At 43.7% G+C, this 24,317-nt stretch carries 22 protein-coding genes; 15 read left to right on the top strand and 7 right to left on the bottom strand.

Features of this window, described 5'->3' with window-relative positions:
• Window positions 1-36: 36 nt before the first annotated feature.
• Together C4S61_RS09645 and porW are read right to left on the bottom strand one after the other, a co-directional pair.
• A complete protein-coding gene (locus C4S61_RS09645) occupies window positions 37-2,340 on the bottom strand; it encodes a penicillin-binding protein 1A (protein ID WP_103924588.1) in 2,304 nt (767 codons plus the stop codon).
• A gap of 7 nt (window positions 2,341-2,347) precedes the next feature.
• A complete protein-coding gene (gene porW / locus C4S61_RS09640; protein WP_103924587.1) occupies window positions 2,348-4,969 on the bottom strand; it encodes a type IX secretion system periplasmic lipoprotein PorW/SprE in 2,622 nt (873 codons plus the stop codon).
• A gap of 135 nt (window positions 4,970-5,104) precedes the next feature.
• Between porW and C4S61_RS09635 the strand changes: the two genes are divergently transcribed.
• The 11 genes from C4S61_RS09635 (at window position 5,105) to C4S61_RS09585 (ending at window position 14,965) form a co-directional block, all read left to right on the top strand.
• Window positions 5,105-5,338 carry an AtpZ/AtpI family protein gene (locus C4S61_RS09635; RefSeq protein WP_103924586.1) on the top strand — a complete coding sequence of 78 codons (234 nt, stop codon included), beginning with the start codon at window positions 5,105-5,107 and terminating at the stop codon, window positions 5,336-5,338.
• A gap of 436 nt (window positions 5,339-5,774) precedes the next feature.
• Window positions 5,775-6,158 carry a hypothetical protein gene (locus C4S61_RS09630; RefSeq protein WP_103924585.1) on the top strand — a complete coding sequence of 128 codons (384 nt, stop codon included), beginning with the start codon at window positions 5,775-5,777 and terminating at the stop codon, window positions 6,156-6,158.
• 19 nt (window positions 6,159-6,177) lie between these two features.
• Complete coding sequence (gene atpB / locus C4S61_RS09625; RefSeq protein ID WP_103924584.1) at window positions 6,178-7,206, top strand: F0F1 ATP synthase subunit A; 1,029 nt, start codon at window positions 6,178-6,180, stop codon at window positions 7,204-7,206.
• 38 nt (window positions 7,207-7,244) lie between these two features.
• Entirely contained in the window at window positions 7,245-7,502 is a 258-nt protein-coding gene (atpE, locus tag C4S61_RS09620) for an ATP synthase F0 subunit C (RefSeq protein ID WP_103924583.1), read from the top strand.
• Between the two features lie 82 nt (window positions 7,503-7,584).
• Window positions 7,585-8,079: a F0F1 ATP synthase subunit B gene (gene atpF, locus C4S61_RS09615; protein WP_103924582.1), complete on the top strand. Its 495-nt coding sequence runs from the start codon at window positions 7,585-7,587 to the stop codon at window positions 8,077-8,079.
• 5 nt (window positions 8,080-8,084) lie between these two features.
• Window positions 8,085-8,648: an ATP synthase F1 subunit delta gene (gene atpH / locus C4S61_RS09610; RefSeq protein ID WP_103924581.1), complete on the top strand. Its 564-nt coding sequence runs from the start codon at window positions 8,085-8,087 to the stop codon at window positions 8,646-8,648.
• Window positions 8,649-8,670: 22 nt separating this feature from the next.
• A complete protein-coding gene (atpA, locus tag C4S61_RS09605; protein WP_103924580.1) occupies window positions 8,671-10,248 on the top strand; it encodes a F0F1 ATP synthase subunit alpha in 1,578 nt (525 codons plus the stop codon).
• A gap of 55 nt (window positions 10,249-10,303) precedes the next feature.
• Window positions 10,304-11,173: an ATP synthase F1 subunit gamma gene (gene atpG, locus C4S61_RS09600; protein WP_103924579.1), complete on the top strand. Its 870-nt coding sequence runs from the start codon at window positions 10,304-10,306 to the stop codon at window positions 11,171-11,173.
• A gap of 200 nt (window positions 11,174-11,373) precedes the next feature.
• Complete coding sequence (locus C4S61_RS09595; protein ID WP_103924578.1) at window positions 11,374-12,504, top strand: HNH endonuclease signature motif containing protein; 1,131 nt, start codon at window positions 11,374-11,376, stop codon at window positions 12,502-12,504.
• Window positions 12,474-13,331 carry a bifunctional class I SAM-dependent methyltransferase/HIT family protein gene (locus C4S61_RS09590; RefSeq protein WP_103924577.1) on the top strand — a complete coding sequence of 286 codons (858 nt, stop codon included), beginning with the start codon at window positions 12,474-12,476 and terminating at the stop codon, window positions 13,329-13,331. Before C4S61_RS09595 ends, C4S61_RS09590 begins: the two co-directional genes overlap by 31 nt.
• Before the next feature lie 470 nt (window positions 13,332-13,801).
• Window positions 13,802-14,965 carry a baeRF3 domain-containing protein gene (locus tag C4S61_RS09585; protein WP_103924576.1) on the top strand — a complete coding sequence of 388 codons (1,164 nt, stop codon included), beginning with the start codon at window positions 13,802-13,804 and terminating at the stop codon, window positions 14,963-14,965.
• A 189-nt stretch (window positions 14,966-15,154) separates the two neighbouring features.
• On the opposite strand, the gene C4S61_RS09580 is transcribed toward C4S61_RS09585, so the two are convergent.
• The gene (locus C4S61_RS09580; protein ID WP_103924575.1) at window positions 15,155-15,790 is read right to left on the bottom strand and encodes a GDSL-type esterase/lipase family protein; all 636 of its coding nucleotides are present in this window, start codon (window positions 15,788-15,790) and stop codon (window positions 15,155-15,157) included.
• A 153-nt stretch (window positions 15,791-15,943) separates the two neighbouring features.
• Here C4S61_RS09580 and C4S61_RS09575 point away from each other — a divergent pair, with 153 nt between their 5' ends.
• Window positions 15,944-16,774, top strand: coding sequence for a UbiA prenyltransferase family protein (locus tag C4S61_RS09575; RefSeq protein WP_103924574.1), 831 nt, complete (start codon window positions 15,944-15,946; stop codon window positions 16,772-16,774).
• Between the two features lie 215 nt (window positions 16,775-16,989).
• Here C4S61_RS09575 and C4S61_RS09570 read toward each other — a convergent pair whose 3' ends face one another.
• Window positions 16,990-18,348: an acyl-CoA dehydrogenase family protein gene (locus tag C4S61_RS09570; RefSeq protein WP_103924573.1), complete on the bottom strand. Its 1,359-nt coding sequence runs from the start codon at window positions 18,346-18,348 to the stop codon at window positions 16,990-16,992.
• A 190-nt stretch (window positions 18,349-18,538) separates the two neighbouring features.
• On the opposite strand from C4S61_RS09570, the gene C4S61_RS09565 reads away from it, so the two are divergent.
• Window positions 18,539-19,132 (top strand): methyltransferase domain-containing protein, encoded by a 594-nt coding sequence (locus C4S61_RS09565; protein WP_146064373.1) that lies wholly within the window; start codon window positions 18,539-18,541, stop codon window positions 19,130-19,132.
• Here the strand turns inward: C4S61_RS09565 and C4S61_RS09560 are convergent, their stop codons facing one another.
• Window positions 19,133-20,455, bottom strand: a complete 1,323-nt coding sequence (locus C4S61_RS09560) for a neutral/alkaline non-lysosomal ceramidase N-terminal domain-containing protein (protein WP_103924638.1) — start codon at window positions 20,453-20,455, stop codon at window positions 19,133-19,135.
• Between the two features lie 147 nt (window positions 20,456-20,602).
• A complete protein-coding gene (locus tag C4S61_RS09555; protein WP_103924571.1) occupies window positions 20,603-21,766 on the bottom strand; it encodes an AIR synthase related protein in 1,164 nt (387 codons plus the stop codon).
• 186 nt (window positions 21,767-21,952) lie between these two features.
• Here C4S61_RS09555 and C4S61_RS09550 point away from each other — a divergent pair, with 186 nt between their 5' ends.
• On the top strand, window positions 21,953-22,156 hold the full coding sequence (locus tag C4S61_RS09550; protein ID WP_103924570.1) for a type II toxin-antitoxin system VapB family antitoxin: 204 nt from the start codon (window positions 21,953-21,955) through the stop codon (window positions 22,154-22,156).
• Window positions 22,149-22,535 (top strand): type II toxin-antitoxin system VapC family toxin, encoded by a 387-nt coding sequence (gene vapC, locus C4S61_RS09545; protein WP_200820560.1) that lies wholly within the window; start codon window positions 22,149-22,151, stop codon window positions 22,533-22,535. The genes C4S61_RS09550 and vapC overlap by 8 nt, the downstream gene beginning before the upstream one ends.
• A 281-nt stretch (window positions 22,536-22,816) precedes the next feature.
• Here vapC and C4S61_RS09540 read toward each other — a convergent pair whose 3' ends face one another.
• On the bottom strand, window positions 22,817-24,151 hold the full coding sequence (locus tag C4S61_RS09540) for a M24 family metallopeptidase (RefSeq protein WP_103924568.1): 1,335 nt from the start codon (window positions 24,149-24,151) through the stop codon (window positions 22,817-22,819).
• Between the last annotated feature and the right edge of the window lie 166 nt (window positions 24,152-24,317).

Below are 24,317 nucleotides of genomic sequence, written 5' to 3'. Positions count from 1 at the left end.
CTGTTTTTCTTTGCGTAAAATCTAAACTGTCACAAATCAGAAATCGTTCTTTTTGGCATCATAATCAAAGTCCGCAAATCGCTGACTTTCCTGCTCGTATCGGTCGCAGTTAATCTCAATGCTGAGTGGGCGATCCGGTCTGGGGAATGGACCTTTGGTGTAGCCAAGGCTCTCGTCATCGTATACTTTGGACATGAACTTCACCCAAATAGGTCTTGCGGTTCTTGAGCCTTGTCCTGCTGTCCAGCTTCTGAAGTGGATCGCCCGGTCATCACCACCCACCCAGGTTCCTGAAACCAAATCTTTGCTGACGCCCATGTACCATCCATCAGATGCGTTTTGTGTGGTTCCGGTCTTTCCACCTAGCTCATTTCCCTCACGAAGAGTATAAGGTACACCCTGGCTCGTTCCTCCTCGCTCTTCAAATCCACCTCGAAGCATATACAACATTAAATAAGCGTGTTCTTCGCTCATCGCGGGTTTTTTTCGAGGAGTAAACTGCTGAATAACATTTCCGTTTTTGTCTTCTATTCGGTCAATATAGTATGGTGTGGTATGTTCGCCTTTGTTGACAAATGTGCCAAAAGCTCCCGCCATTTCAAATACCGAAACATCATTTACGCCTAAGGCCAGCGAAGGCACTTCCTCCAAATCACTCGTAATTCCCAACCTTCTTGCGGTTTCGATGACGATCCGAGGGCTAAGTTTTTTCATCATATAGGCAGTAACCGAATTTACCGATTCGGCCATTGCTTGTCTGATGGTCATCTTTTGGTAGCTGAATTTTCCATCTGCATTGGATGGACTCCAAGCTGGCTGTCCCGGGATGTAGACTTCTACCGGCTGATCTACTACCGAGTAGCATGGGCTGTAGCCATTCTCAATTGCCGCAGCATAGACGAAAGGCTTGAATGTGGATCCAGGCTGACGTTTGGCTTGCTTGACGTGGTCAAACTTGAAGTATTTGTGGTCGATTCCACCTACCCAGGCCTTGATGTGACCCGTCTCAGGATCCATACTCATAAAGCCGGCCTGAAGGAATTTCTTGTAATACCGCATGGAATCCATCGTACTCATCAGGGTGTCAATCTCACCATCCCAGGAAAAGACCCGCATCTTTTTCTTTTCATTCAGCTTGAAATCTATGGAATCTGTGTTATTGCCATACCGGACTTTGAGCAGGCGATAGGCCTCTGTTCGCTTTACCGCATTTTCGATGAAATTGGGAATCACCTGCCAGTTTTCATCTATCCAAGGATCTCTGGATCCCATTTCTTTATAAAATGCCTCTTGGAGGACAGACATGTGCTCTTGGACGGCCTCTTCAGCATAACGCTGCATTCTGCTGTCTAGGGTGACATAGATTTTCAGCCCATCTCCAAAGAGGTCATAGGACGAACCATCAGACTTTAGATTTTCTTTGGTCCATTTGATCAAATCGGCTTTCACTATCTCACGGAAATAAGTGGCAAGCCCATGATTTTGATTTCGGACCCGATAATCAAGTTCTATGGGAAGCTTTGAAATAGAATCAAATTCTGATTGACCGAGCGTGCCATTTTTGACCATTTGGCCTAGAACAGTATTTCTTCTTCTGAGCGAATTATCAGGATTGAATACCGGACTGTAATAGGTGGGAGCTTTAAATAGACCAACCAATACTGCGGCTTCCTGCACCGCCAACTCTGAGGGCAGTTTATTGAAAAATGTACCAGCCGCAGTTTTGATTCCGTAGGCATTCGATCCAAATTCAGAAGTATTCAGATACAAGGTCAGAATTTCATCCTTGGTATAGGCTTTTTCCAGCTGGGTAGCCACGATCCATTCTTTCGTTTTAATGATCAGCATTCGCAGGCCCGGAACAGAGCTCAAAATTCCCTGAGTAGCATCTGTCCGCGTTTTAAAAAGGTTTTTAGCGGTCTGCTGACTTAGCGTGGACCCACCACCTGCGTCCTGACCGAGTAGGATGGATTTCACAAAAACCCGGATCATTGCGGTCATATCAATACCCGAATGTTCCTCAAATCGCACATCTTCAGTAGCGATCAATGCCTGAACCAGATTTGGAGATAACTCCTCGTACTTTACCGGACTTCGGTTTTCTCTGGCATAGGTGCCTAGCAGAAAACCATCGGCAGAGTACAATTCGGAAGCCAGTTCACTTTCAGGATTCTCCAGGGCTTTGAAATCGGGTAAGGAACCAAACAAGCCAAGAAAATTGACGCTGACCATCCATACGAACAGGATAAAGAAAATCACCCCTCCGATAAATGCGATCCAGAGGTATTTTATGGTTTTATCGGCCCAAACAGGAATAGTTGGTTTGGTGTTTTTTGACATGGGACTTTTACTGATAGATAGTCCGGAAGAAGTCTAAGTATTCCTCCGTGTTTTTGGTTTTGTTTAGAGTCTGAAAGTTTTCAATAGAAATAAAGAAGGAGTTTGTTTGTGAACTTTCCGGGAAGCCCTCTGATTTAAAATCTTCTGAAAATTTCAGGTAGTATTCTTTTGCTTTTTCAGCGTTGGAAAATGGACTTATAATATAAATCGCATTCTCTGGGTTCAAATTCATATTTCCGGTGCGGAGCCTTGCATTGGGAAAATTGTTGGCATGGAAATTTTCGAGGTCTCCAAGCAAATTTTTTGCCGCTTCGGATTCACTTCTGGATAATGTAATGACAAAGATATGAGTTTGGGATTCATTCAGTTTATAAGGAGATTCAGCCGGAACTTTCTTCCCTTGATTTTCAGCTTCTTTATTTGAAGCAAGTTGGGTGGAATCCGTAGCTACGCTATCCACGGGGGTCAACGCGGCAAGTTCTTCGCTGCTCAGCAGAGGTTTGAGCATATTTCTTGCCAACTTGACCAAGGCTTCATCTTTCGTATTTTCAATGTACGATTCCAATCTTCCTTTAAATCTTTCCCTGCTTTCCAGCTTTCCGGTGACCATAATGTCAAGCAAGAGCAGCTTTTCGGTATTTCTTGTCAAGGGATATTCTCCCAAGGTAGTTTTTACAACTTGCCGCGCCTGTTGGTACTGTCCGGAATAGTAGGCATTGTAGGCTTGTTCGTATCCTTTGGAGGATTCCAATGCTGCCAAATTGCCTGAGGCGGCATCGGGATTATTGACGGAGAAGGTATACTGCGACTCGGGAAATTCCCTGTTTAATCGCCCAACGTATTGTTCGAAGTTGCCATTTGAGTCCCGTTGCGCTAAATAAAGCAAATAATAAGCTTCAGGTTTTCGGATGGTATTTGGGTAGGTGCGGATCAGGGTTTCCAGATTATCAATACTTGGTTCGATTTCCTTAAAGTCAAAATATAATAGCTTTCCCAGCTCGAAATAGGACTCTTCCAACTCAGAATTCAACTTAGAAAGCTGCTCTGGAGTATTGGGAGTATTGGACAGGAGGCCTTCGAGGGTAGGTAATCCTGCCAAAATGGGGTTTTCTACTGAAGCCAGCGAGTCACCAGAACCTACATTCTGCTCCGGTTGCGTAGTGGTCTGGAATATGGCAGACCTTCTTCTCCAATTATCCTGTAGGGGGCGATTGCCCCACACTCTGCCAAACTCAAGGGCGCCTTGCTGAATTGCAACCCCATTGTCAAAGTAAAAACTTGCCCCGGGGTCTTTACCGCTAAAGGCCAACAGGTTGTTGAAAATATTCGAGTTTTTCGGTACTTCCTGAGCCCGGGCCTCAGCGATCAGTCGCTCCGCTTCAGCTTGGATGAAGTTTTGGGCAATTGCCTCTTGCTCCTCAGGGCTCAGTCCTGCAATAATTGTAAGACTGTCATTGAGCTGAATACGCTCCACATGGAAAACGTATTGATCGAGTTTGGTTTTCTGTTCCCTGATGGCGATTGCCACTGGGTCAGTCTCTCGGATATAGGTAAGGGCACTGTCCAGGTAATATTTAGTGGCCCGAAAATCCTTGAATTCTTGAAGGTTGATTTCAGCCAATTTTTGATAGATGTAGCCTTTTAGCCTGGGATTGCTTCCGGGTTCCTTTGCGGCCTGATGGAGCAAGTCAATCGTGAGTGGGATGTCACCTTGTTTTTCTTCAAAAAGTGCGCGCTCATAGATCACGACGTCTTTGAGATCTTTGTTTTTGGGGTCTTTGTAAAGCCCGTCGTAGTAGTTTCGGACTTTCCGTAGATCTTTTGAAGCATTCAGTTCAGCGACTTGCTGTGCATAAAGTGTGGCAAAAAAGCTCCGTTCGTATGGCGGATTTCCATCAAGTGCCTTTCTATAATAATCATAAGCCAAAGCATCCAGACCTTCCCGCTGATAGCGCTGTGCTAAAATAAAGTTGATTCGTGATTCTTCTTTCTTATCCGGAGCGAAGGCTACAGCCCGATCAAGTGCGCCTATTACGCCATTTTGGTCTGCTCTGCTTTCGTAATAGTATGCCAGGGTTTTGAAGAGCTCAAACCGGTTCTCGTCGCTGATTTCAGTTTCCTTTGAGAGGTAATCTATGGTGAAGTTTGCATTTTCATATTCCAACCGATCTATGTACAGGCGCAGGAGGCTGATCAAGGCTTGGTGACGAAGGGCTTTGTCTTTGCTGTTGCTATTGACATATTTAAAGGCGTTCAGCGCATCGTCTTGCTGAGCTTGGAGGTAATCAATTTTGCCTAAAAGGTAATAACTGTCATCCACCCACTTTGAAATCCGGTGCCAATCGATAGCCTTGGAGGAAAGTTCGCGAGCCGAATCCAGCTTTTCTTTATTTTGTTGAATAGTCGCAGAGTCTATTGGGATAAAGACCGGCAAAACCTGGGTGAAATCCTCTTTGTAATTTTTGAAAACCTGATTTTCGACATCCTTGATTTTGACATCTGCAAGGTAATATGCATTGAAGTGAGCCGTCAGGTTATGAAAAGCCCGGTTGGTAAAGGTGTTGCGCTCAGATGAACAAGCTCCGATAAAAATAAATAAGACTACTGCCAGTCCGGAAAATCTTTTCATTTTCTGATTCAACCCAATTGAAATACCAAAATAGACTATTTACCTCACTTACCGAACGATGGCAGAGCCCAAATCGTACCAGAACCTTCAGTTGACCCCGCATTTTCTAAATTTTTTAGATACTTTCACTAGTTGATGGAAAAAAATCAGGATAAAAAGAAAAGTGCAAATGGTGGGACACCTGTCTATGTGAAGTACATCGGACTAGCTTTCCAGCTGTTCGGGATCATCGGTGCGGGTACATTTTTAGGATGGTGGTTGGACCAACGATCCGGGATTAAATTCCCGGTTTGGATTTTAGTCTGCTGTTTTACCTCCGTCTTTGTGGCTTTTTATCAGCTTTGGATGCAGATGAAGCAGGATAAGTGAGAGGCTAGATTTTAATATCCAGACACAAGAATCCAGACACAAGATTTTAGATTTAAAGCATAGGTTGAAAGACGAATGTAGGATGTCCGATGTGGGGTAAGCAGCAGGACGCAGGATAAGAAGATGGGAGGCGGGATACCAAAAAAATGTGAGTAGTTAGCTGTAAGAGGAAAGACGGCTAGGAGAGTCTTGTGACGGGTGTCGGATGACCGATGTCAAAAGAGCGGATACCGGAGACTGAAGATATTTAGTGGAATCCCTTGAAAATTGGTCATTGAGTTTGATAATTTATCATTTCAAGAGCATCAAGATTTAAGACAGAAGATGTGAAAGAATATTTCCGCTGATTTTCGCGGAAAAAGAGCACTGATATACGGGGATTGTTATTCCGAATTAGCTTAAAAAAAATTGGGCTATTTTTGCCAGAAAAATTGAAATGGCACTTCCCAAAAACATACCCCTCAGATTTCTACTTGCCACGGTTGTCTTGGTGAGTTTGATTTTGATCTTACAAATCATTCTGCCGGTGGTGGTGCATACCAAAATTTGGGAAATTGTCGGATTTATGGCCATTACCTCTTTTTTGATCAGCTTGTTGAATGCCTTTTTGCTGAAAAATTTCGGAGAGAATTTTTTCCAAATCATGGTTTTGGCAATGATTCTTAGATTCATTGCCTCACTTGTGTTCATTGGACTGGAGGTTTGGCCCGGAATTCCAAATATTATTCTGTTTATCGCTGATTTCTTTATAGTTTTTTTGTTCTACTTGATTTTTGATATCTACGCCTTTCTGTCTAACTTGCGCCCGATTTCGAAGTAGCCCTCAAAAAAAAGAGTTGATGACGCGTAAATTATTGACCTTTAGTCTTTTATTGTCAGCTTTCATGCTGGGTTTTGCCAATCCGACCTTTGCGTCAGATTCAGAAGAAGACAAAACAAGCTTTATCATGCATCACGTAGTGGATTCCCATGAGTGGCACTTTGCTACTATTGGTCAAACGCATGTGACGCTACCCCTTCCGGTGATTGTCTATTCTGCAGACCGTGGATTGGAATTTTTCAAGTCTTCAGATTTTCAAAATCACGACACACATAAGTTTGGAAAAGAGTATGCGCATGAAGGTTACTTCATCGATGATCACGATCGCCTTGGTCGGGTAGACGGAGCCAGCTTCATCGAATTATCGATCACCAAGAATGTGGTTATGATGTTTATCGTCATGTTTTTGGTGGCTTATCTGGCGCTTTCCGCCGCAAATTACTACAAGAAGAATGGAGCTGTAGCGCCTAAAGGTGCAGCTGCAATCCTTGAACCGATCGTGATTTTCGTCCGTGACGAAATCGCTCAGAAATCCATCGGTCCGAAATACAAAAAATTCGTTCCTTACTTGATCACACTTTTCCTTTTTGTATGGTTTGGTAATTTGCTCGGCTTGCTTCCCGGTGCCGCTAATTTGACCGGAAATATTGCGGTGACGATGGTATTGGCTGTGTTGACCTTCATCATTACCAATGTCAACGGAAATAAGGAGTACTGGAAACACGTCTTCATGACTCCCGGAGTTCCTCCGCTTATGTTACTCATCATTGTGCCGGTGGAGATCATCGGTTTGTTTACCAAGCCTTTCGCATTGATGGTACGACTTTTCGTCGCTATCACCGCAGGTCACATCGTGATTTTGGGCTTCATCGCGCTTGCATTCATTTTCGAATCCATTACCATCGGTGTTGTCAGTACGGTAATGGTGACCTTCATCAATATCATTGAATTGCTCGTAGCCACGATTCAGGCTTATGTATTTACGCTGTTTTCAGCGATGTATATTGGTTCTGCGGTGGCCGAACACGCGCATGACGATCATCATTAAGTAGGAATTTCTTTGTTCAATTATATAAATCTACACTTATGTTAATGTCTATCTTGTTGTCCGCTGGTTTTGCTCTTATGGGAGCTGGTATCGGTGCTGGTATTGTTGCGATTGGCGCAGGACTTGGTATCGGTCGTATTGGTGGCCAAGCAATGGAATCTATTGCTCGTCAGCCTGAGGCTGCTGGTAAGATCCAAGGTGCAATGTTGATCATTGCTGCCTTGATCGAGGTGGTTTCCCTGTTTGCAGCAGTAATTTGCTTGTTGATCGCGCTTAACATCGCGGGCATCAGCTAAAAAAATTGAGGAGGAATTGGTGCTAGGCCTTTTCCTCTTCTTTGTTTTCTATTGAACAATCTGAAATAAATCACAACTATCCATGGATTTAATAAACCCAGGTTCCGGTCTTATTTTCTGGCAGCTGTTTGGCTTCCTAGGTTTGCTTTTCATCCTGATCAAATTTGCCTGGAAGCCGATGCTTGCAGCCCTGGAAGAACGGGAAAGCAGTATCCAAAACGCACTTAAAGCTGCTGAATCAGCCCGAAACGAAATGGCAAATCTGAAAGCAGACAATGAAAAATTGCTTGCCGAAGCCCGTTTGGAGCGTGACGTCATTTTGAAAAAAGCACAGGAAGCTTCTGTCAAAATGATCGAAGAGGCCAAAAATGAAGCTTCAAAAGTTGCTGCGCTGCAAATCGAAAATGCCAAGGCTGTAATCGAAACTGAGAAAAAAGCTGCACTCACTGAAGTGAAAAACCAAGTAGCTATTTTGACTTTGGAAGTGACCGAGAAACTATTGAGAAGAAATCTGACTGATGAAAAGGCTCAAAAAGCACTCGTTGACGAATTTATAAAAGATATAAAGCTTAATTAACCCTCATGTCTAACCATAGAGTTGCATACGCTTATGCCAAGTCTCTGATGGAATTGGCCATCGAAAGAGGACAGTTGGAAGAGGTGTACCGGGATTTTCAGCATTTAGCGGAATTGTCCAAATCAAACAGAGACCTGGAACTTGCGATGCGAAATCCAATCGTAAGTGCAGACAAGAAGCTAAAGGTTCTGAAGGCGCTTTTTGAAAAAAGAGGAACCACAGAAGCAACCATGGCTTTCTTTGAGATTCTTTGCAGAAAAAACCGGATAGACGTGATCACTGAAATTGCAAAGGAATTCCAGGCGCAGTACCAACTCCATAATTCCATTCAAGTAGCAGAAGTAACCACTACTTTTCCACTCGATGATGCCCTTCGCGCCGAGTTTACCAAGATCGTTTTGGAAATATCCGGAATGAAGACAGTGAAACTGGTCGAAAAAATCAATCCTGACTTGATCGGTGGATTCATCCTTCGGGTAAATGACCGTCAGCTGGATGAGTCCCTAAGCAGCAAACTCAGAGAATTGAAAGCTGAGTTTTCCGTAAATCATTACGAAAGTAAAATCTAAAAAAGCATTAATAGACGATAACATGGCACATGTAAGACCTGATGAAGTTTCGGCAATCCTAAGAGAACAACTCGCGGGTGTCAGAACTGCAGCCGAACTCGAAGAAGTAGGTACAGTCCTCCAAGTAGGGGATGGGGTAGCCCGAATCTACGGACTTTCCAAAGCTCAATCCGGAGAATTGCTAGAATTCGACAACGGAATGAAGGCGATGGTCCTAAACCTCGAAGAGGACAACGTAGGTGCCGTATTGTTTGGTGATTCCAAAGAGATCAAAGAAGGCGATACTGTAAAGAGAACCAAGAAAATTGCTTCCATTCAAGTAGGGGAAGGCATGCTGGGACGTGTAGTCGATACGCTGGGTAACCCAATCGACGGAAAAGGCCCTATCACAGGAGCTCTCTACGAAATGCCACTTGAGCGTAAAGCTCCCGGGGTTATCTACCGTCAGCCGGTAAACGAACCACTTCAAACCGGTATCAAGTCTATCGATGCGATGATTCCGATTGGCCGTGGTCAGCGGGAATTGGTGATCGGTGACCGTCAGACGGGTAAGACCGCTGTGGTGGTCGATGCGATCCTCAACCAAAAAGAATTTTACGAAAAAGGGGAGCCTGTATTCTGTATTTATGTTGCGATCGGACAGAAAGCATCTACAGTAGCAGGTATTGTAGCTGCTTTGGAAAAGGGTGGTGCGCTTCCTTATACGGTGATTGTAGCCGCAGCAGCTTCAGACCCTGCACCGATGCAGTTCTTTGCTCCATTCGCAGGTGCTGCGATCGGAGAATTTTTCAGGGATACCGGTCGTCCGGCTTTGGTGGTCTATGATGACCTTTCCAAGCAGGCAGTAGCCTACCGCGAGGTTTCACTCCTATTGAGAAGACCTCCGGGACGTGAAGCGTATCCGGGTGACGTATTCTACCTTCACTCAAGATTGCTGGAAAGAGCTGCGAAAATCAACAAGTCTGACGAGATCGCAAGGCAAATGAATGACCTTCCTGAATCCCTGAAGCCACTGGTGAAAGGTGGAGGATCGTTGACCGCTCTTCCGATTATTGAAACTCAGGCAGGTGACGTTTCTGCTTACATCCCGACTAACGTAATCTCAATTACTGACGGTCAGATCTTCTTGGAGACCAACCTTTTCAACTCCGGTATCCGTCCTGCGATCAACGTGGGTATCTCCGTATCCCGCGTGGGTGGTAACGCGCAGATCAAATCGATGAAGAAGGTAGCCGGTACCTTGAAGTTGGATCAGGCGCAGTTCCGTGAATTGGAGGCTTTCTCCAAATTCGGTTCTGACTTGGACGCTACGACCAAACGAACCATCGAAAGAGGTCGTCGTAACCAGGAAATCCTAAAGCAGCCTCAATATGAACCGGTATCCATAGCACATCAGGTAGCGATCATCTATGCTTCTACCAAGGGTTTGATGGATAGTGTTCCTGTGGAGAAAGCCAGGGCATTCGAAAAGGAATTCTATGTATTGCTTGACTCTACTTACCCTGAGGCATTGCAAATGATCCTCAAAGGTGACGTGGATGGTGCAGGAAACATTCTTGCCAAAGCAGCTGCCGAATTGGCACCCAAATACGCTAAATAATTGAAAATTCCCGGTGGGGATGACCTCGCCGGATTGATAGAATTACAACTCACTGATGGCTAATCTTAAGGAAGTAAAGCAGCGAATCACCTCGGTCATCTCCACACAGCAGATCACCAAGGCCATGAAAATGGTGTCCGCCGCCAAGCTGAGAAGAGCACAGGACAAAATCATTCAGATGCGTCCATTCTCTCAGAAGTTGACCGCTATTCTGAACAATGTCTCTGCGGCATCCGAGGGTGCTACAGACTTGGTCTACGCACAGAAGCGAGAGGTGAAAAAGGTGCTTTTGATCCCCATCACTTCGGACAAGGGGCTTTGCGGAGCCTTTAATTCCAACGTGATGAAGGCGACCAATCTTGCCATTCGTGAGCACTTCGCAGGTGCTGATATTACCATCATGCCCATTGGCAAGAAGTCTTTGGAATATTTTAAAAAGACGAACTACCCAAGAATCGAGGGCTTCTCCACACTTTTCCTGGATTTGTCTTCTGACAATATCCGAGCAGCTGCCAACTATGCCATGGATGCCTTTGCAGCAGGAGAATTCGATCAGGTGTTTTTGATCTTCAACGAATTCAAAAACGTAGCCACTCAATTTGTCCGTACCGAGCAATTTCTTCCAATGGAAGCAGTAGCCACTGAAGAGGTAAAAGTAGATACGGATTATATTCTGGAGCCTTCCCGTGAGTTTATCATCGAGGAGTTGGTGCCAAAAGCCTTGCGGACACAATTCCTCAAAGCCATTCTGGAAAGCAATGCTTCTGAGCATGGCGCCCGAATGACAGCGATGGATAAGGCAACCGAAAATGCCGGTGACCTGCTGAAAGAACTGAAACTGATGTACAACAGAACCCGTCAGGCGGCTATCACCAACGAAATCCTCGAGATCGTGGCAGGTGCCAACGCCCTAGGCGGAAAGTAATCAAACAATAGCTCCCAAAATGGAACCACAGCTCGTAAGGGTTGTGGTTTTTTTGTGTTTAAGGATAAGAGTTCCCGCAGATTTCCGCAGAAAAAGCCACAGATTTACGCAGATAAAAGTCGAAGAAGAATTCTAAAAAATTTTAATTTTTGAGGATTAGATAACTTAGGCTATCTTAGTTTAAAGAGCTTTTAAAATCTATGAATAGGGAGATTTTTTCAAATATAAGTAAGATCATTGAACGGGACAGTAAAGCGACTACCTATAAGTTTGCTCTTTTAAGAGGAACTATTGATTTGATTCAAGAGAACAGTCCTTTTTTGGAATTCAAAGAGGATAGGGTTCATTTCCCGATGGGATTATTAATTGAAAAATGGATGATTTACTATTATCCTATTTTTGACTCGAAAAATAGGATTCCACAGATTCATGGAAATGCAAAGTTGTCTTTTGAAAGTGAGCTTATCACTGTTGCTGAGTATTATAATGGAAAAGGAGGGTTGTCGGTTTTCTACAATGATTTGAAAAGAAAGGGAGTACCTGATGAGATTTCAAATGTTGTAGTAAGTTTGGCTAATCGGCTCAATTCAACACTTAGAAGAATGCCGATGTACTATATTGGAAGATCAATTTCCTTTGATTTTCATTCAATTTATAGACCTGAAAAACCAAAAAAATCAATTAGGGTAGCAAGAGTTGACACGGATTATCTTGTTTCAAATTTTGGAACATTTTCTATTCCTTTTGAATACTATGAAGCTTTTCAAGTCTTAGGAAGTTTTATAAGTGGTCAAGATTCAATATTTTATAAATGGGCGGAATTCTCTGTTAACGCCTCTGGCAAAAAGCTTCCCATTGAAAAAGTTCTTGGTAATCTTCTAGAGTCTCCGGTTACAGAAAGAGATGCATTAATCTCTAAAGGACTTTTTGAAAAACTCCTTAAGCAAAAGGCAGAGACGGAATGTGTTTGGACAGGTGTCAAAACTGAAAAAATTCAAGTTGATCATGTTATCCCATTTGCCATATGGAAAAATAATGATCTCTGGAATTTACTTCCTGCAGTTCCTAAAATCAACAACAATAAAAGGGATAAAATACCTACTCCACGATTGATTGAAAGTCAGAAAAAGATAATTCTGCATTATTGGGAAATGTTGGATGAAAGCTACAATACCAGATTTCAATCCGAAATAAAAATCAGTCTTTTGGGAAATAATGACAGCAAAAACTGGAGACATTTAGCCATTGATCAAATGAAGGAATCTTGTAATTTTTTAATTGAAAAAAGAGGATTTAGCCCATGGGAACCAGAAATGAATTCAGTCACCTAACAGCCAAAGAGCGTGAGTCACTTTCCTTTCCAGCTAGGATTGTAAAGGAAAGAGGCCTATTGGTTGGTGATGTTTTGGACTTTGGTTGCGGATTTGGGAAAGATGTTGAGATTCTCAGAACTCAAGGTTTTCAGATCAGTGGTTATGATAGACACTATTTCCCCGAATATCCGACAAAGAAGTTTGATACCATAATTTGTTTTTATGTGCTGAATGTTCTCCTTCCAGAGGAGCAGTCTAAAGTCTTGATGGAGATTTCAGCTTTGCTAAAACCTACGGGAAAAGCATATTTTGCAGTCAGGCGAGATATTACTTATGAAGGTTTCAGAACGCACAAAATCCATCAAAAACGTACTTTTCAAACCAATGTGATTCTTCCTTTTAATTCCATCTACAAAAATGACAATTGCGAGATTTACGAATACCAGCATTACAATCAGGCACAAAAAAACCACACCGGTTGCCCATTTTGTAATCCTGATTCAAAGGCCGAATTGATCTTAGAATCTGCTCAGACCTATTCCATTTTGGATAAGTTTCCAGTCAATCCCGGACACGCATTGATTATTCCCAAAAGGCATGTCGCAGACTATTTTGAGTTAAGCTTCAAGGAACAATCCTCCTGTATTTTTTTGCTTAATGAAGTGAAAATGGAAATTCAAAAGCACTTTAATCCAGATGGATTTAACGTGGGGATAAATGTTGGAGAAAAGGCTGGACAGACTGTTTTTCATGTTCATATCCACTTAATTCCAAGGTATGCAGGGGATGTCGAAAATCCGAGAGGAGGGGTAAGAGGGGTGATTAAAGGAAAAGAGTTGTATTAATTTTTCTCAATAAGTCCCCTGAATCCATCTTTCGAACAAGATCTCTGTAATTCACCAAAAGTAATTTGCCAAAAGTGAATTGACCATTCGAAGATAAACTCCTTATATGCAGTACAAGACCCGATCTTCACAACTTTGAATTCCCACAGCCGTTAGCCTAAGGACAGTCAACTTTGGGTAGACCGCTCAACATTTTACTGACTTCCTTTTCATCGAGTTCTTCCATTAATCTTTTGAATGAAATGATTGGAATCTAACACCCCATTCGTTTTGCTGGTTTATTTCCACCCTTTTTTAAATCAGTATTCAATTCATAGTTGTTGATTTCTTTTTGTTTTTGACCTCAGAAATTGTTTCTGAGGATTTCCTGTCATTTGGCCCAATAAGAAATCCCGATTCTTTATCCCATTTCCGAGTGAATGCTGCTTTCAGAACCCGATTTGTTTCATTCTTAACCATTTAAAAAACTTATGCAACCCAACAAAAACACCCATTCCTTAGATAAAGCCCTTCTTCAGGAACTATTGGCAGTCAGTGACTCGCCTTGTCTTTCGCTCTACATGCCGACTCACCGCAGTCACCCGGAAAATCTTCAGGATCCTGTTCGATTTAAGAATCTGATGAAGGAACTGGAAGAATCCTTGCTTCGGAAGTATTCCAACGACGAGACCAAGGCGCATTTGGCACCTTTGATCGAACTCACGAGTGAAGTTGATTTCTGGAATCGTGCGGCTGTGGGCCTGGCGATTTTCAGTGCCCCGGGATTTATTAAAGCTGTGAAGCTGGCCGAAGCGCCCAAAGAAATCGCGATGGTCGCCGACAGCTTTCACACCAAACCGATTCAATATTATTTGCAGTCTACGGAGCGATTTCACGTATTGGCACTAAACCGACATGAGATCCAACTTTTCGAGGGGAATCGACATTCGTTGGTAGAAATCGACCTTCATGAGGAAGTTACGGCCACGATGACCGATGCCTTGGGAGAGGAAAATGCCGATGAGCACCTAACTGTAGCCTCAAATGTAGGAACTGCTTCATCCATGCATCATGGTCATGGAAGCAAAAAGGATGAAGTGGATATCGATTCTGAACATTACTTTCGGGACGTCGCAGAATCCATAGCACTGCACTATTCAAAACCTTCCGGATTACCGCTTTTGCTGGCGGCATTACCTGAATATCATCACCTTTTTCAAAAAGTAAGTAAGAACCCATTACTGGTAGAAGAAGGAATCAAAGTAAATCCAAGTACGCTAACATCCGAAAAGTTGGCAGAATTGGCTTGGGAAGTCATCAAACCGGAGTTTTTGCGAAAGCAAGAACAGCTCATCGGCAGATATAACCAATCCAAGGCCAATGGCTTGGGTAGTGAGGAAATCAAAGAAGTGGCAGTGGCTTTGGTAGAAGGAAGGGTAGATACCCTGATCATCGAGGCTGACCGGATTATTGCCAGCCGCATTACCAATCTGGTGACAGGGAATATTCAAAACAAGGATATTGACAACCCGCGAGTGGATGATTTGCTGGATGATATGAGCGAATTGGCAATGCGAATGGGAGGAACTGTAACGGTACTTACCAAAGAACAAATGCCCTCCGAATCCGGCGTAGCAGCGATCTTCAGGTATTGATTTTTGAATTTAAAATAAGTAAAAAAAAGGGCTTCAGATGATTTGAGGCCTTTTTTTATACTGATGAATAAGGTTATAGTAATGAATCTTGAGTGAAGAAACTCTCCCTGCCGATGGGCTTAGCAGGGGCGAGGACACTCACTGAGGCCTACGATCAGTTAAACAATTAACCGAATTCACAATTCAACTTTAAAGCCTAATCCTCCTGGCCACGACCTCAGCCAAGATGGTTAGTCCTTCTTTGTTTGGATGAACGCCATCAGGTAGCAGTTCTGATTTATCCATCAATGGAGTGTAGAGGTCAATCATCTCTGCACCGGATTTTTGAATGATTTCGTACAGCATCAGGCGCTGTTCGTTGTCCATGACATCGGGATTGATTCCAAAGTTTTCACGGGTGACGGGGACTGGAATTACAATGTAGAACTTACCGTCAGCTGGCATGACATCCCGAAATTCGGCGATGAGGTCAAGGTAATCTTTTACAAAATCAGCCTTATGTGCCCAATTTTGAGGTTTGGAATCGTTAGTTCCCAGTTTGATTACAAGGACATCGGGAGCGAAGTCTTTGGCCTCCTGAAACTGAGGCTCGTTCCAAATAGGGAAATCGCCTTTGCGAAGGAGAGTTCGGCCACTGACCCCAAAGTTTCTTACTTCATACGCCTCTCCAAGCAGGGCGCCTACCAGCAGCGGATAGCTGTCAGGATTGTCACGGCCGGGACCCTGGGTGATGGAGTTGCCAATAAAAGCGACTTTAATTGGACCTTGCGCAAAAGAAAGAGAGGAAAAAAGCATTGCTGCGAATAAGAAATAGCGGGTTTTCATGGTTTTTGGATAGATTTTGATGTCCTAAAACTAGTTGTTTCCCGCAGATTTACGCTGAAAAAACACGCTGATGAGTGCGGATTTTTTTTAGGGAAGGTTAATGGTGTGAAAGATTTTGATTTTATGGATAAGGTTTAACTTTTAATTTTAGCCATGAATTTGCTCCAAAATCTCCTTCGCTATCTTTCCTGGCTATCGATCGATGTTGTTTTGGGAGCAATGGCAGGGATGCTGTTTTTTGAGAAGTTGTTTCGTGTGAGTCTACATTGGCCTGCCTATGCGCTTTTGGCTTTGGCAGTTTGGAGTATTTACACCTTGGATCATTTGTTGGACATCAGAAAAAAAACTACCCCTTTTTCTGATCGCAGAACATTCCATCTTAAAAATTGGAAGATTCTGATTTTTTTCCTTTTCATAGCAGGGGTTTTGGGTTTGATCGGAGCGTTTTGGTGGTTTGGCTGGGGGAAAGAACTCCAATTGACTCTAGGCCTGGCAGGAATGATTTTGGGCAGTAAACTGCTAATTAGAAAGGCAGGTTCAGGCTGGATGAAAGAGCTGTCAATTGCCATATTCTATGTGATTGGGATTGCCTGGCTTCCATTGCTTAGAACTGATTCGGCCGATTTGGTTTGGCAGCATTTGGGTTTTTTACCCTTGTATGTCAGTTTGGCTTTTTTGAATTTACTGATGCTTTCTTTTTTGGATCAGGAGGAAGATCAACAGAGTGGTTTTTTTTCAGCTTTATCGTCTTTGCATCCGCTCCTACTGATTCACTGGATTCGAAGGCTGGCATTCGCAATTATCTCAATTTCTCTCGGCGGATTTATTCTATTGACATCCATTTACAGGCCATTTGCCTGCATTTTGCTATTGGTGGCCTTGATTCATTACCTGACTTTTTTCCAGATAGGATTGTCTCCCGAGCAAAAAAGAATACGGATGGAGGCTGGTTTTATGTTGCCCGCACTGCTTCTGTTTGTTTAATTGAAACTTTTTACCGCCAAGAACACGAAGGATCGCAAAGATTTTTTACCCCGGAGTTAAAAGAGAAAGTTGTTTTTTGGATTTAGATCTTGTCTTGAACCTCAATCATTAAATTTATTTTTGACCCTCTTCAAGGTCGCAGAGGAGAAAAGCTGAAGCTTTTCTTGGGTTAAACCCTTGCGCTGGGTGCTCTCCTTGCGGTACAATCTTTTCCATTAAACAAAAGCACTGTGCCCGGTAATCGCTCTGCCGACGATCAGAGAGTTGATTTCTTTGGTCCCTTCATAAGAATAGACGGCCTCGGCATCAGCCACAAAGCGTGCGATGCTATGCTCCAGCAAGATTCCGTTTCCCCCGAAAAGCTCCCGCGCATGGTCCACTATTGATCGCATCCGAAGGGTACAAAAAACCTTGGCCAAGGAGGCATGTTCATCCAATAATTCTCCCTGATCCTGCATTTCGGAAAGACGGAATACCATCGTCTGCATCGCTGTGAGGTCTCCAAGCATCGTCACAAGAAGGTCCTGAACTAGCTGAAATGACGCAATTGGGCGTCCAAACTGGTTCCGTTCATTTGTGTATGCTAAGGCTAATTCATAAGCTCCCCTGGCACAGCCTACTGCCTGCCAAGCCACTCCGGCCCGGGTCATTCGAAGGACTTTGGCTGTATCACGAAATGAATTGGCTTCCTGAAGCCGGTCTGATTCCGGCACTTCACAATTCGTCAAAGTAATCAGGGCATTTTGTACCGTCCGGAGGGCCATTTTATCCTGCATTTTTTCTGCCTGATAACCTGGGTTTTCCTTTCTGACGATGAACCCTTTGACTTGATTGTCGTCCATGTCTCTAGCCCAAATGATAGTAATATCCGAAAAAGTTGCGTTTCCGATCCATTTCTTTTGTCCGTTGATTTTCCAAACATCCCCTTCTCGCTTGCAGGTAGTAGTCAATCCTCCGGCCACACCCGAACCTACTTCCGGTTCGGTCAATCCGAAGGCTCCGATTTTCTCCAGCTTCTGCATTTTGGGCAGCCACGTTTGCTTTTGCTCCTCTGATCCACAGAGATAGATGGATCCCATCGATAAGCCACTTTGGACTCCGAAAAAAGTAGAAATCGAAGTGTCCACCCGAGCCATTTCCATGGCGATAAAGCCTTCCAGCAGTGCAGAATGTCCGGGACAGTCGTAGCCATGATAGGTCAGGCCGGCGATATTGAGTTCGGCCATTTTTGGGATAATGTGCATGGGGAATTCTGCCCGATTCCAATAGTCATTGGCGATAGGCTTGATCTCACGCTCCATAAACTCCCGGACTTTTAGCTGGATTTCTCTTTCTTTGGGGTTTAAGGTTTTTCCCAACTCATAAAAATCTCCGTTTACAGCCGGAATTTCTTTGGGTTTTGCACCTCCTTTGAGCATTCCCATCATTTTAGATAGATCGGATTCACTCATTTGTGAGACTAGTCCTACCATTTTTGGCAAATCTACTTTTTGGGAAAGCTTGGAGATTTGGTCCAAGTCAATACTTTGGAGAAGCGTGCGGAAGCCGGAGATTTTTTTGAGGATGTTTTTCATACTTGTTGTTTTCGTTTTAGATACAAGAAGCTAGAAACAAGAGCCTAGACAAGGCAGGATCCGAACTCTTGGTTCTACCTTGAAAATTGATCGTTGTTTATTGGTAATTGAAAATTCTCGCCTCTCGGTTCTTGCTTTTGATCTTAATACTTTTATCAAGCTTCTTAATATTTGCTTCTTCCTTTTACTCATGTCTGACGCCTATGGTTTCCTTGCCCCGATTTACCAGCCCCTTTCAAGATTGGTATTCGGAAGAGACTTAATCTACGCAAACCAGGCCTTTTTGGAAGGGAATACCGGAAAAAAGATATTGATCATTGGTGGAGGAGATGGGGAGGCTTACCGGCATTTTGGGAAGAATTTGGAGGGGGAGTTCTGGGATTTGTCGCCCAGGATGATTCAATTGGCCACCAATAGCCTCAAAGATTCCGGATTGACCCTGTGGGTCGGTGCTTGGAAAGGTACGGGGGAATTTGGTCGGGTTTATTTGCCTTTTGTATTGGATACGATGCCGGATGAAGAAATTGCTCAGCTCATCCGTCAACTGAAAATCTGTCTTCCCAATCATGGGGAGGTGATCATCTCTGACTTTTTTGAACCGGGTGATTTTTGGCAAAAAATGACTCAACGGGCAATGATTGCATTTTTTAAAGTTATGGCAAGCCACCGGAGGAAAAATCTACCCGATATCCATGCTATCCTTCAACTGGAAGGGTTTGAGCTAATTCGGGAGAAATGTTGGAGAAAAGGCTGGATCCGAGCGCAGGTTTGGAGGGTGATGTAGTCATCTTTCTATGGTTTTACGGATGAGTTGATCGAAATAGTGGCCATTTCCCGGTCCATACCAGTTGGTTTCCCTGACTTCGTGGTAATGTTCGTCATATAATTCATCGGGAGTAATGTAGCCGATGTAGCCACCATTAAAAGTAGTAACGATCAAATTGAGCCCGTTTTCCTTGGCAAGTCTATCCCATTCTTCATAGAAAACGCCTGAAAGTTCACCGCTAGAAGTGATCAACAGCAAGTTTCCGAGTTGGGTGAAATCAAAATGCGGGTTGGTATCACCGAGTAGGTAATTAAATAGCCAAGGCCTGATTCGAAGGTTATCCGAAATGCGAAGGTGCGGTTCGCGAAGACTTATGTCCAATTTGGAATGTTGGATTCTGGGATTTTTGAGCGTAGCAAATTGGGTCATTCGAAGCCAAATTGCAGAGTCAAGGCCTGCAGCGTACTCCTGAACTTTTTCCGGTGTATTTCCCGGAGCTATTGGCCTGTGGCTGCCGACCGTTCCGGCTGCAAATAAAGCAAAATCATAGTCACGGGCCTCCAAAGCTTGATTGAGATACTTGGGGTAATCGCCCGACAAACCCATAAACTTCGAACTCAAACAGGTAGCATGTGCTGAATAGGTGAAAAAAACCGCTTTTTCTCCTGATTTTTTGGTGAAAATCAGCTGACGGACAAAGGGATCGTAGGGCGCATCTTTGATAAATCGGTTTGCGACGTATTTCCCTGCGTCTACTTTCCGGTAGCTTAGGGAGGCAGTGTCCTGGGACGAAATTGCAGTTTGAAGCGCTTCGATACTTTTGTTGACCAGGTGGTCGACGGTTTTTTGATCATAGCCACCGAAAGCCAAATTACCCAAGACACCAGGCATATATCCCCCCATTCCGGAATGCGTATGGGTTGCAGTAAAAATCAATTGATCGGCCTTTACACCTGAGTTGGCGATACCTTCTTCGATTGCCTTTGCCAAGACGGGATGGACAATCAAAAGCTCAAAATTGAGCCATGCGATTTGGGTTTTGCCATTGGATAAAGTGATGGCTTTGACAAAACTGCTATCCTGAACAAACTCGTAAGGACCCCGTGGTGCGTAACCAACCAAAGGGACGGGTTTGTCCGGTGTGACGTTGGCTTTTCCCCAGCCTGCCAACCAAAAATCTCCCTCTGAACCTTGCCAAGGTGTTTTTTCTAGTCTTTCAAAAGTTTCTTGGTAAAAATTCTGCTTTTCAATTGGGGAACGATCAACCGTGGTGATCGTCGCAAGCGCGATGAGGAGAAGAACTGCAAAAGTCCAAGAGAGAATTTTTAAAAAGCGAGACAAGGGACGGTTGAATTCAATTACCAATTACCAATTACCAATTTTCAAGTTTCAAAGTATTCCTAATTTCGAATATCGAATGTTGAAAGACGAATCTCGAAGATTCCAATTAACTATTAACTTTTAACATTCAATTCTTAACCCAAATAACTAATATTCAAACGTCCCATACTGGCTCTGAATCGTGACTTTTTTGCTTTCATGAGGCTCTACACGACCGATAATTTGAGCTTCTACCCCATAGGATTCAGCGATATCGATAATTTCCTCTGCGTAGCGTTCGTCAAGGTAAATCTCCATTCGGTGACCCATGTTGAAGACTTTATACATTTCTTTCCAATCCGTTCCGCTTTCTTCTTGGATCACTCGGAACAGCGGAGGAATTTCAAACAGATTGTCTTTAATCACATGTAATTTATCCACAAAATGCAGGATCTTGGTTTGCGCACCACCGCTACAGTGCACCAATCCATGAATGTGTGGACGAAGATAGTTGATCACATCCACCATAACGGGAGCATAGGTTCGGGTAGGAGAAAGCACCAGCTTGCCCATATTCACCGGAGCGCCTGGAGCAGGATCGGTCAGGTTGTATTTTCCGGAGTACACCAACTCCGAAGGTATTGCCGGATCGAAGCTTTCTGGGTATTTGGTTTTCAGCAGTTTGTTGAACACATCATGGCGGGCAGAAGTCAGTCCATTGCTGCCCATTCCCCCGTTGTATTCTCTTTCATAGTTGGCTTGGCCAAAAGAAGCGAGTCCGACGATCACATCACCAACCTGAATTTTGTCATTGGAAATGACTTCATCACGGCGCATTCGACAGGTCACCGTGCTGTCCACAATGATGGTACGGACTAAGTCTCCCACATCGGCGGTTTCGCCACCGGTCAGAATCACATTTACACCATTATCACGGAGCATCTGCAGGACTTCTTCGGTCCCTTGGATGATTGCGGAGATGACTTCGCCGGGAATCAGATTCTTATTCCTACCTATTGTGGAAGACACCAAAATGTTGTTGATCGCGCCTACGCAGAGCAGGTCGTCGATATTCATGATGATGGCGTCCTGTGCAATGCCTTTCCACACGCCGAGATCCCCGGTTTCTTTCCAATAGAGGTAAGCCAAGGAAGACTTGGTACCTGCTCCGTCGGCATGCATGATGTTGCAGAACTCCGGATCGTTACCGAGGGAATCTTCTACGATTTTGCAAAAGGCTTGAGGAAAAAGACCTTTGTCGAGCTTGGAAATGGCGTTGTGAACGTCTTCTTTGGATGCGGAAACTCCGCGCTGCATATAGCGCTCGTTCATGACAGGGTAAAGTTTTGGTTAGGGCAAAGGTAGCCAAATGAAAAATTGAAAGGTTGAAAAATTTGAAAATTGTAGACATGGACAGCAGGTAAGTTTAAACATGCTTTTTAAAGAAAACAGGTATCAAACTTTTGAATCAGAGAACCTTCACATAGGAGAATGTGTATATTTATAAAAAATGTACACATGAGAACAAATATTGACATTGATGAGGAGCTGATCAAGGAGGCGATGAAGTTGACCGGAATCAAGACGAAAAAAGGAGTTGTCGAAAAGGCTCTTGCGCATTTGGTTTCCCTGAAGAAGCAGGAAAAGATTAAGCAGATTAGAGGAAAATATCTCTGGGAAGGAGATCTTGACGAAATGAGAGAAAATCGTGATCTTGGTTGACAGCTCAGTTTGGATTTCTTATTTGAATGGTAAAAACACGAAAGAAGCAGAGTTCCTTAGCCGGTTTATTGGAGTGGAAAATATTCTGATGACAGACTTGATCTTTTTCGAGATTCTTCAGGGATACCGCGATGATGCAGTTTTTAATGACGTGAAAAGCTTTCTGGATGAGTTTCCTTTTGCAATTCTAGGTAGTCAAGAGCTTGCTCTTAAATCAGCACAGAATTATCGTTTTCTCCGTAAAAAAGGAATTACAATTCGCAAAACTATCAATTCTTATATCGCTACTTTTTGCATCGAAAAAGACATAGCTCTCCTTCATTCCGATAAGAATTACGAGCCATTTGTGGAGCATTTGGGCTTAAAGTCGATTTTTTAAGGTTTAAGCTAGTCCAGTTTCCCGTAGATTTTCGCAGGAAAAGACACAGATTTTCACAGATTTTTTTGCAAAAAATGGATTCAAGAAAAAGGCTAAGTTCGATGGAAGGGTAGTATGGTCAAATTTTTTCAAATCCTCATTCTTATAAAAAATCTAGTCGATTGCACTCCATTTTAGGCAGTCAATCGAAAATCCAAAACGTGTGCTGAGCGTAGTCGAAGCATCTTTAATAAGAAAAGGCTAGTTTCCTAGCCTTCTTCTGTCTTCGATCTCTAGTTTTCCTACTTTTTTCCTACCAATATCAAGTCTTCCTGAGGAGAAATCAAATATTCTGCTCCATTATCCGTGACCACGGCCATTTCCTCTACAGAAATTGTTTTTTCGGTCCCGTCAGCCTGTTTCCAGCAGTGAAATCCGTCAAAGGCAAATGTCATCCCTTTTTTCAGCAATTTCTGGGCAGCGGGTCTTGGAGTTGGGATTCTCGCACCGCCGAGATTTGGCCCTACGTCATGCGCCACATAGCCGACCGGGTGACCAGTGCTCCAGGGAACATAGCGCGAACCGTTGGCGTCCATTAGGTCGCGCTGGGCACGATCTACATCCTCGCCTTTTATGCCGGGTCTCATGGCTGCCAATGCGATCCGGCTACCAGCCTTTCCGTTTTCCCAGTATTGCTGAATATCGGCAGGAGCTGCCGTTTCTCCATCTTTCAGCACATAGGCAAAACGCTGGATATCCGAAACCCAAATCCCATACAGTTTCACCCCAAAATCCGTCTGAATCACATCTCCGGGCAGGATGACTTTATCCGTAGCGTGGGAATGTCCGCGATCTGGACCTGAGTTTACATTGGGATTTTGGTCGGGATGCCAAGCGTCTGTGACACCGTATTCAGCCATTTTGGCTTTCAGGAATTTGGCCACGTCCGCATCGGTTGTTTTTCCGGGTTCGATCATCGCATAAGCTTCATATTGAAAATCCGAGGCTAGCTGCGCAGCTTTTTTCAGAATTTCTACCTCCTCGGGAAGTTTGATTGAAAGCCATTCATAGACTAATTCATCCGAAGAAATCAGCTTATTGACATCACTTCCCATCAGCTTAGCCAAGTCCAAATATTGGCTGTGGGTTAAGCCATCGGCCATCTCATTGCTTTCTGAGGAATTGATAGCTACTTTGGAAAAACCGTTTTCTTTGATGAATTCTACGGCTTTTGCTACGGCAGATTCCCCTCTTGGGACTCGCTCGACTTTCTCATGAATATCCAAGTCATCCAATGCGGTAGCTTCTCCTTCGGGCGAAAAGACCAAAGAATGAAAACCTGCCGAATCGGTATAGAATAGAAAAGCAGCAGTTCCACTTGCATTTTCGCCCCCAACATGGGTTGCAATCGGGTCATTGTAGTTCTCTCGACAGATGACCAACCAAGCGTCGATTCCTGCATTTTTCAAGGCCTCGGGAAGGAGCTGATTGATTCGTTTTTTGCGGATTTCCGGCCAGGGATTCTCCCCCCAATAGGTGGTAGGATTGATTTTTTCTGTGGCAACTTCTACTCGTTCTGCCGGCTGACAGGCCCATAATGAAGCGAGAATTCCAAAAAGGATCAGTGATTTTTCCATTTGTAAAATTAAATATGGCGTGAAAATACTCAGGATTTTTTCACAGCGAAACCTGCCTACTACCAAGGCAACAAGTTAGCAATCAGGATAGCCTGTAGAAAAATAATGTAATTTGAACAAAATAAGGCCAAAGTCGTGTTATTGGTCAAAATCCGCTAGCTGAAAT

It is taken from the genome of Algoriphagus boritolerans DSM 17298 = JCM 18970, assembly GCF_900108085.1.
In the GTDB taxonomy this organism is placed as follows: Bacteria; Bacteroidota; Bacteroidia; order Cytophagales; family Cyclobacteriaceae; genus Algoriphagus; species Algoriphagus boritolerans.
This window is presented reverse-complemented; position numbering and strand designations above follow the sequence as displayed.

Bases quoted from the DNA above. Each gene is read 5' to 3' on its own strand.
- C4S61_RS09645 (WP_103924588.1), bottom strand. From the start codon at position 2,340: ATGTCAAAAAACACCAAACCAACTATTCCTGTTTGGGCCGATAAAACC.
- porW (WP_103924587.1), bottom strand. From the start codon at position 4,969: ATGAAAAGATTTTCCGGACTGGCAGTAGTCTTATTTATTTTTATCGGA.
- C4S61_RS09635 (WP_103924586.1), top strand. From the start codon at position 5,105: ATGGAAAAAAATCAGGATAAAAAGAAAAGTGCAAATGGTGGGACACCT.
- C4S61_RS09630 (WP_103924585.1), top strand. From the start codon at position 5,775: ATGGCACTTCCCAAAAACATACCCCTCAGATTTCTACTTGCCACGGTT.
- atpB (WP_103924584.1), top strand. From the start codon at position 6,178: ATGACGCGTAAATTATTGACCTTTAGTCTTTTATTGTCAGCTTTCATG.
- atpE (WP_103924583.1), top strand. From the start codon at position 7,245: ATGTTAATGTCTATCTTGTTGTCCGCTGGTTTTGCTCTTATGGGAGCT.
- atpF (WP_103924582.1), top strand. From the start codon at position 7,585: ATGGATTTAATAAACCCAGGTTCCGGTCTTATTTTCTGGCAGCTGTTT.
- atpH (WP_103924581.1), top strand. From the start codon at position 8,085: ATGTCTAACCATAGAGTTGCATACGCTTATGCCAAGTCTCTGATGGAA.
- atpA (WP_103924580.1), top strand. From the start codon at position 8,671: ATGGCACATGTAAGACCTGATGAAGTTTCGGCAATCCTAAGAGAACAA.
- atpG (WP_103924579.1), top strand. From the start codon at position 10,304: ATGGCTAATCTTAAGGAAGTAAAGCAGCGAATCACCTCGGTCATCTCC.
- C4S61_RS09595 (WP_103924578.1), top strand. From the start codon at position 11,374: ATGAATAGGGAGATTTTTTCAAATATAAGTAAGATCATTGAACGGGAC.
- C4S61_RS09590 (WP_103924577.1), top strand. From the start codon at position 12,474: ATGGGAACCAGAAATGAATTCAGTCACCTAACAGCCAAAGAGCGTGAG.
- C4S61_RS09585 (WP_103924576.1), top strand. From the start codon at position 13,802: ATGCAACCCAACAAAAACACCCATTCCTTAGATAAAGCCCTTCTTCAG.
- C4S61_RS09580 (WP_103924575.1), bottom strand. From the start codon at position 15,790: ATGAAAACCCGCTATTTCTTATTCGCAGCAATGCTTTTTTCCTCTCTT.
- C4S61_RS09575 (WP_103924574.1), top strand. From the start codon at position 15,944: ATGAATTTGCTCCAAAATCTCCTTCGCTATCTTTCCTGGCTATCGATC.
- C4S61_RS09570 (WP_103924573.1), bottom strand. From the start codon at position 18,348: ATGAAAAACATCCTCAAAAAAATCTCCGGCTTCCGCACGCTTCTCCAA.
- C4S61_RS09565 (WP_146064373.1), top strand. From the start codon at position 18,539: ATGTCTGACGCCTATGGTTTCCTTGCCCCGATTTACCAGCCCCTTTCA.
- C4S61_RS09555 (WP_103924571.1), bottom strand. From the start codon at position 21,766: ATGAACGAGCGCTATATGCAGCGCGGAGTTTCCGCATCCAAAGAAGAC.
- C4S61_RS09550 (WP_103924570.1), top strand. From the start codon at position 21,953: ATGAGAACAAATATTGACATTGATGAGGAGCTGATCAAGGAGGCGATG.
- C4S61_RS09540 (WP_103924568.1), bottom strand. From the start codon at position 24,151: ATGGAAAAATCACTGATCCTTTTTGGAATTCTCGCTTCATTATGGGCC.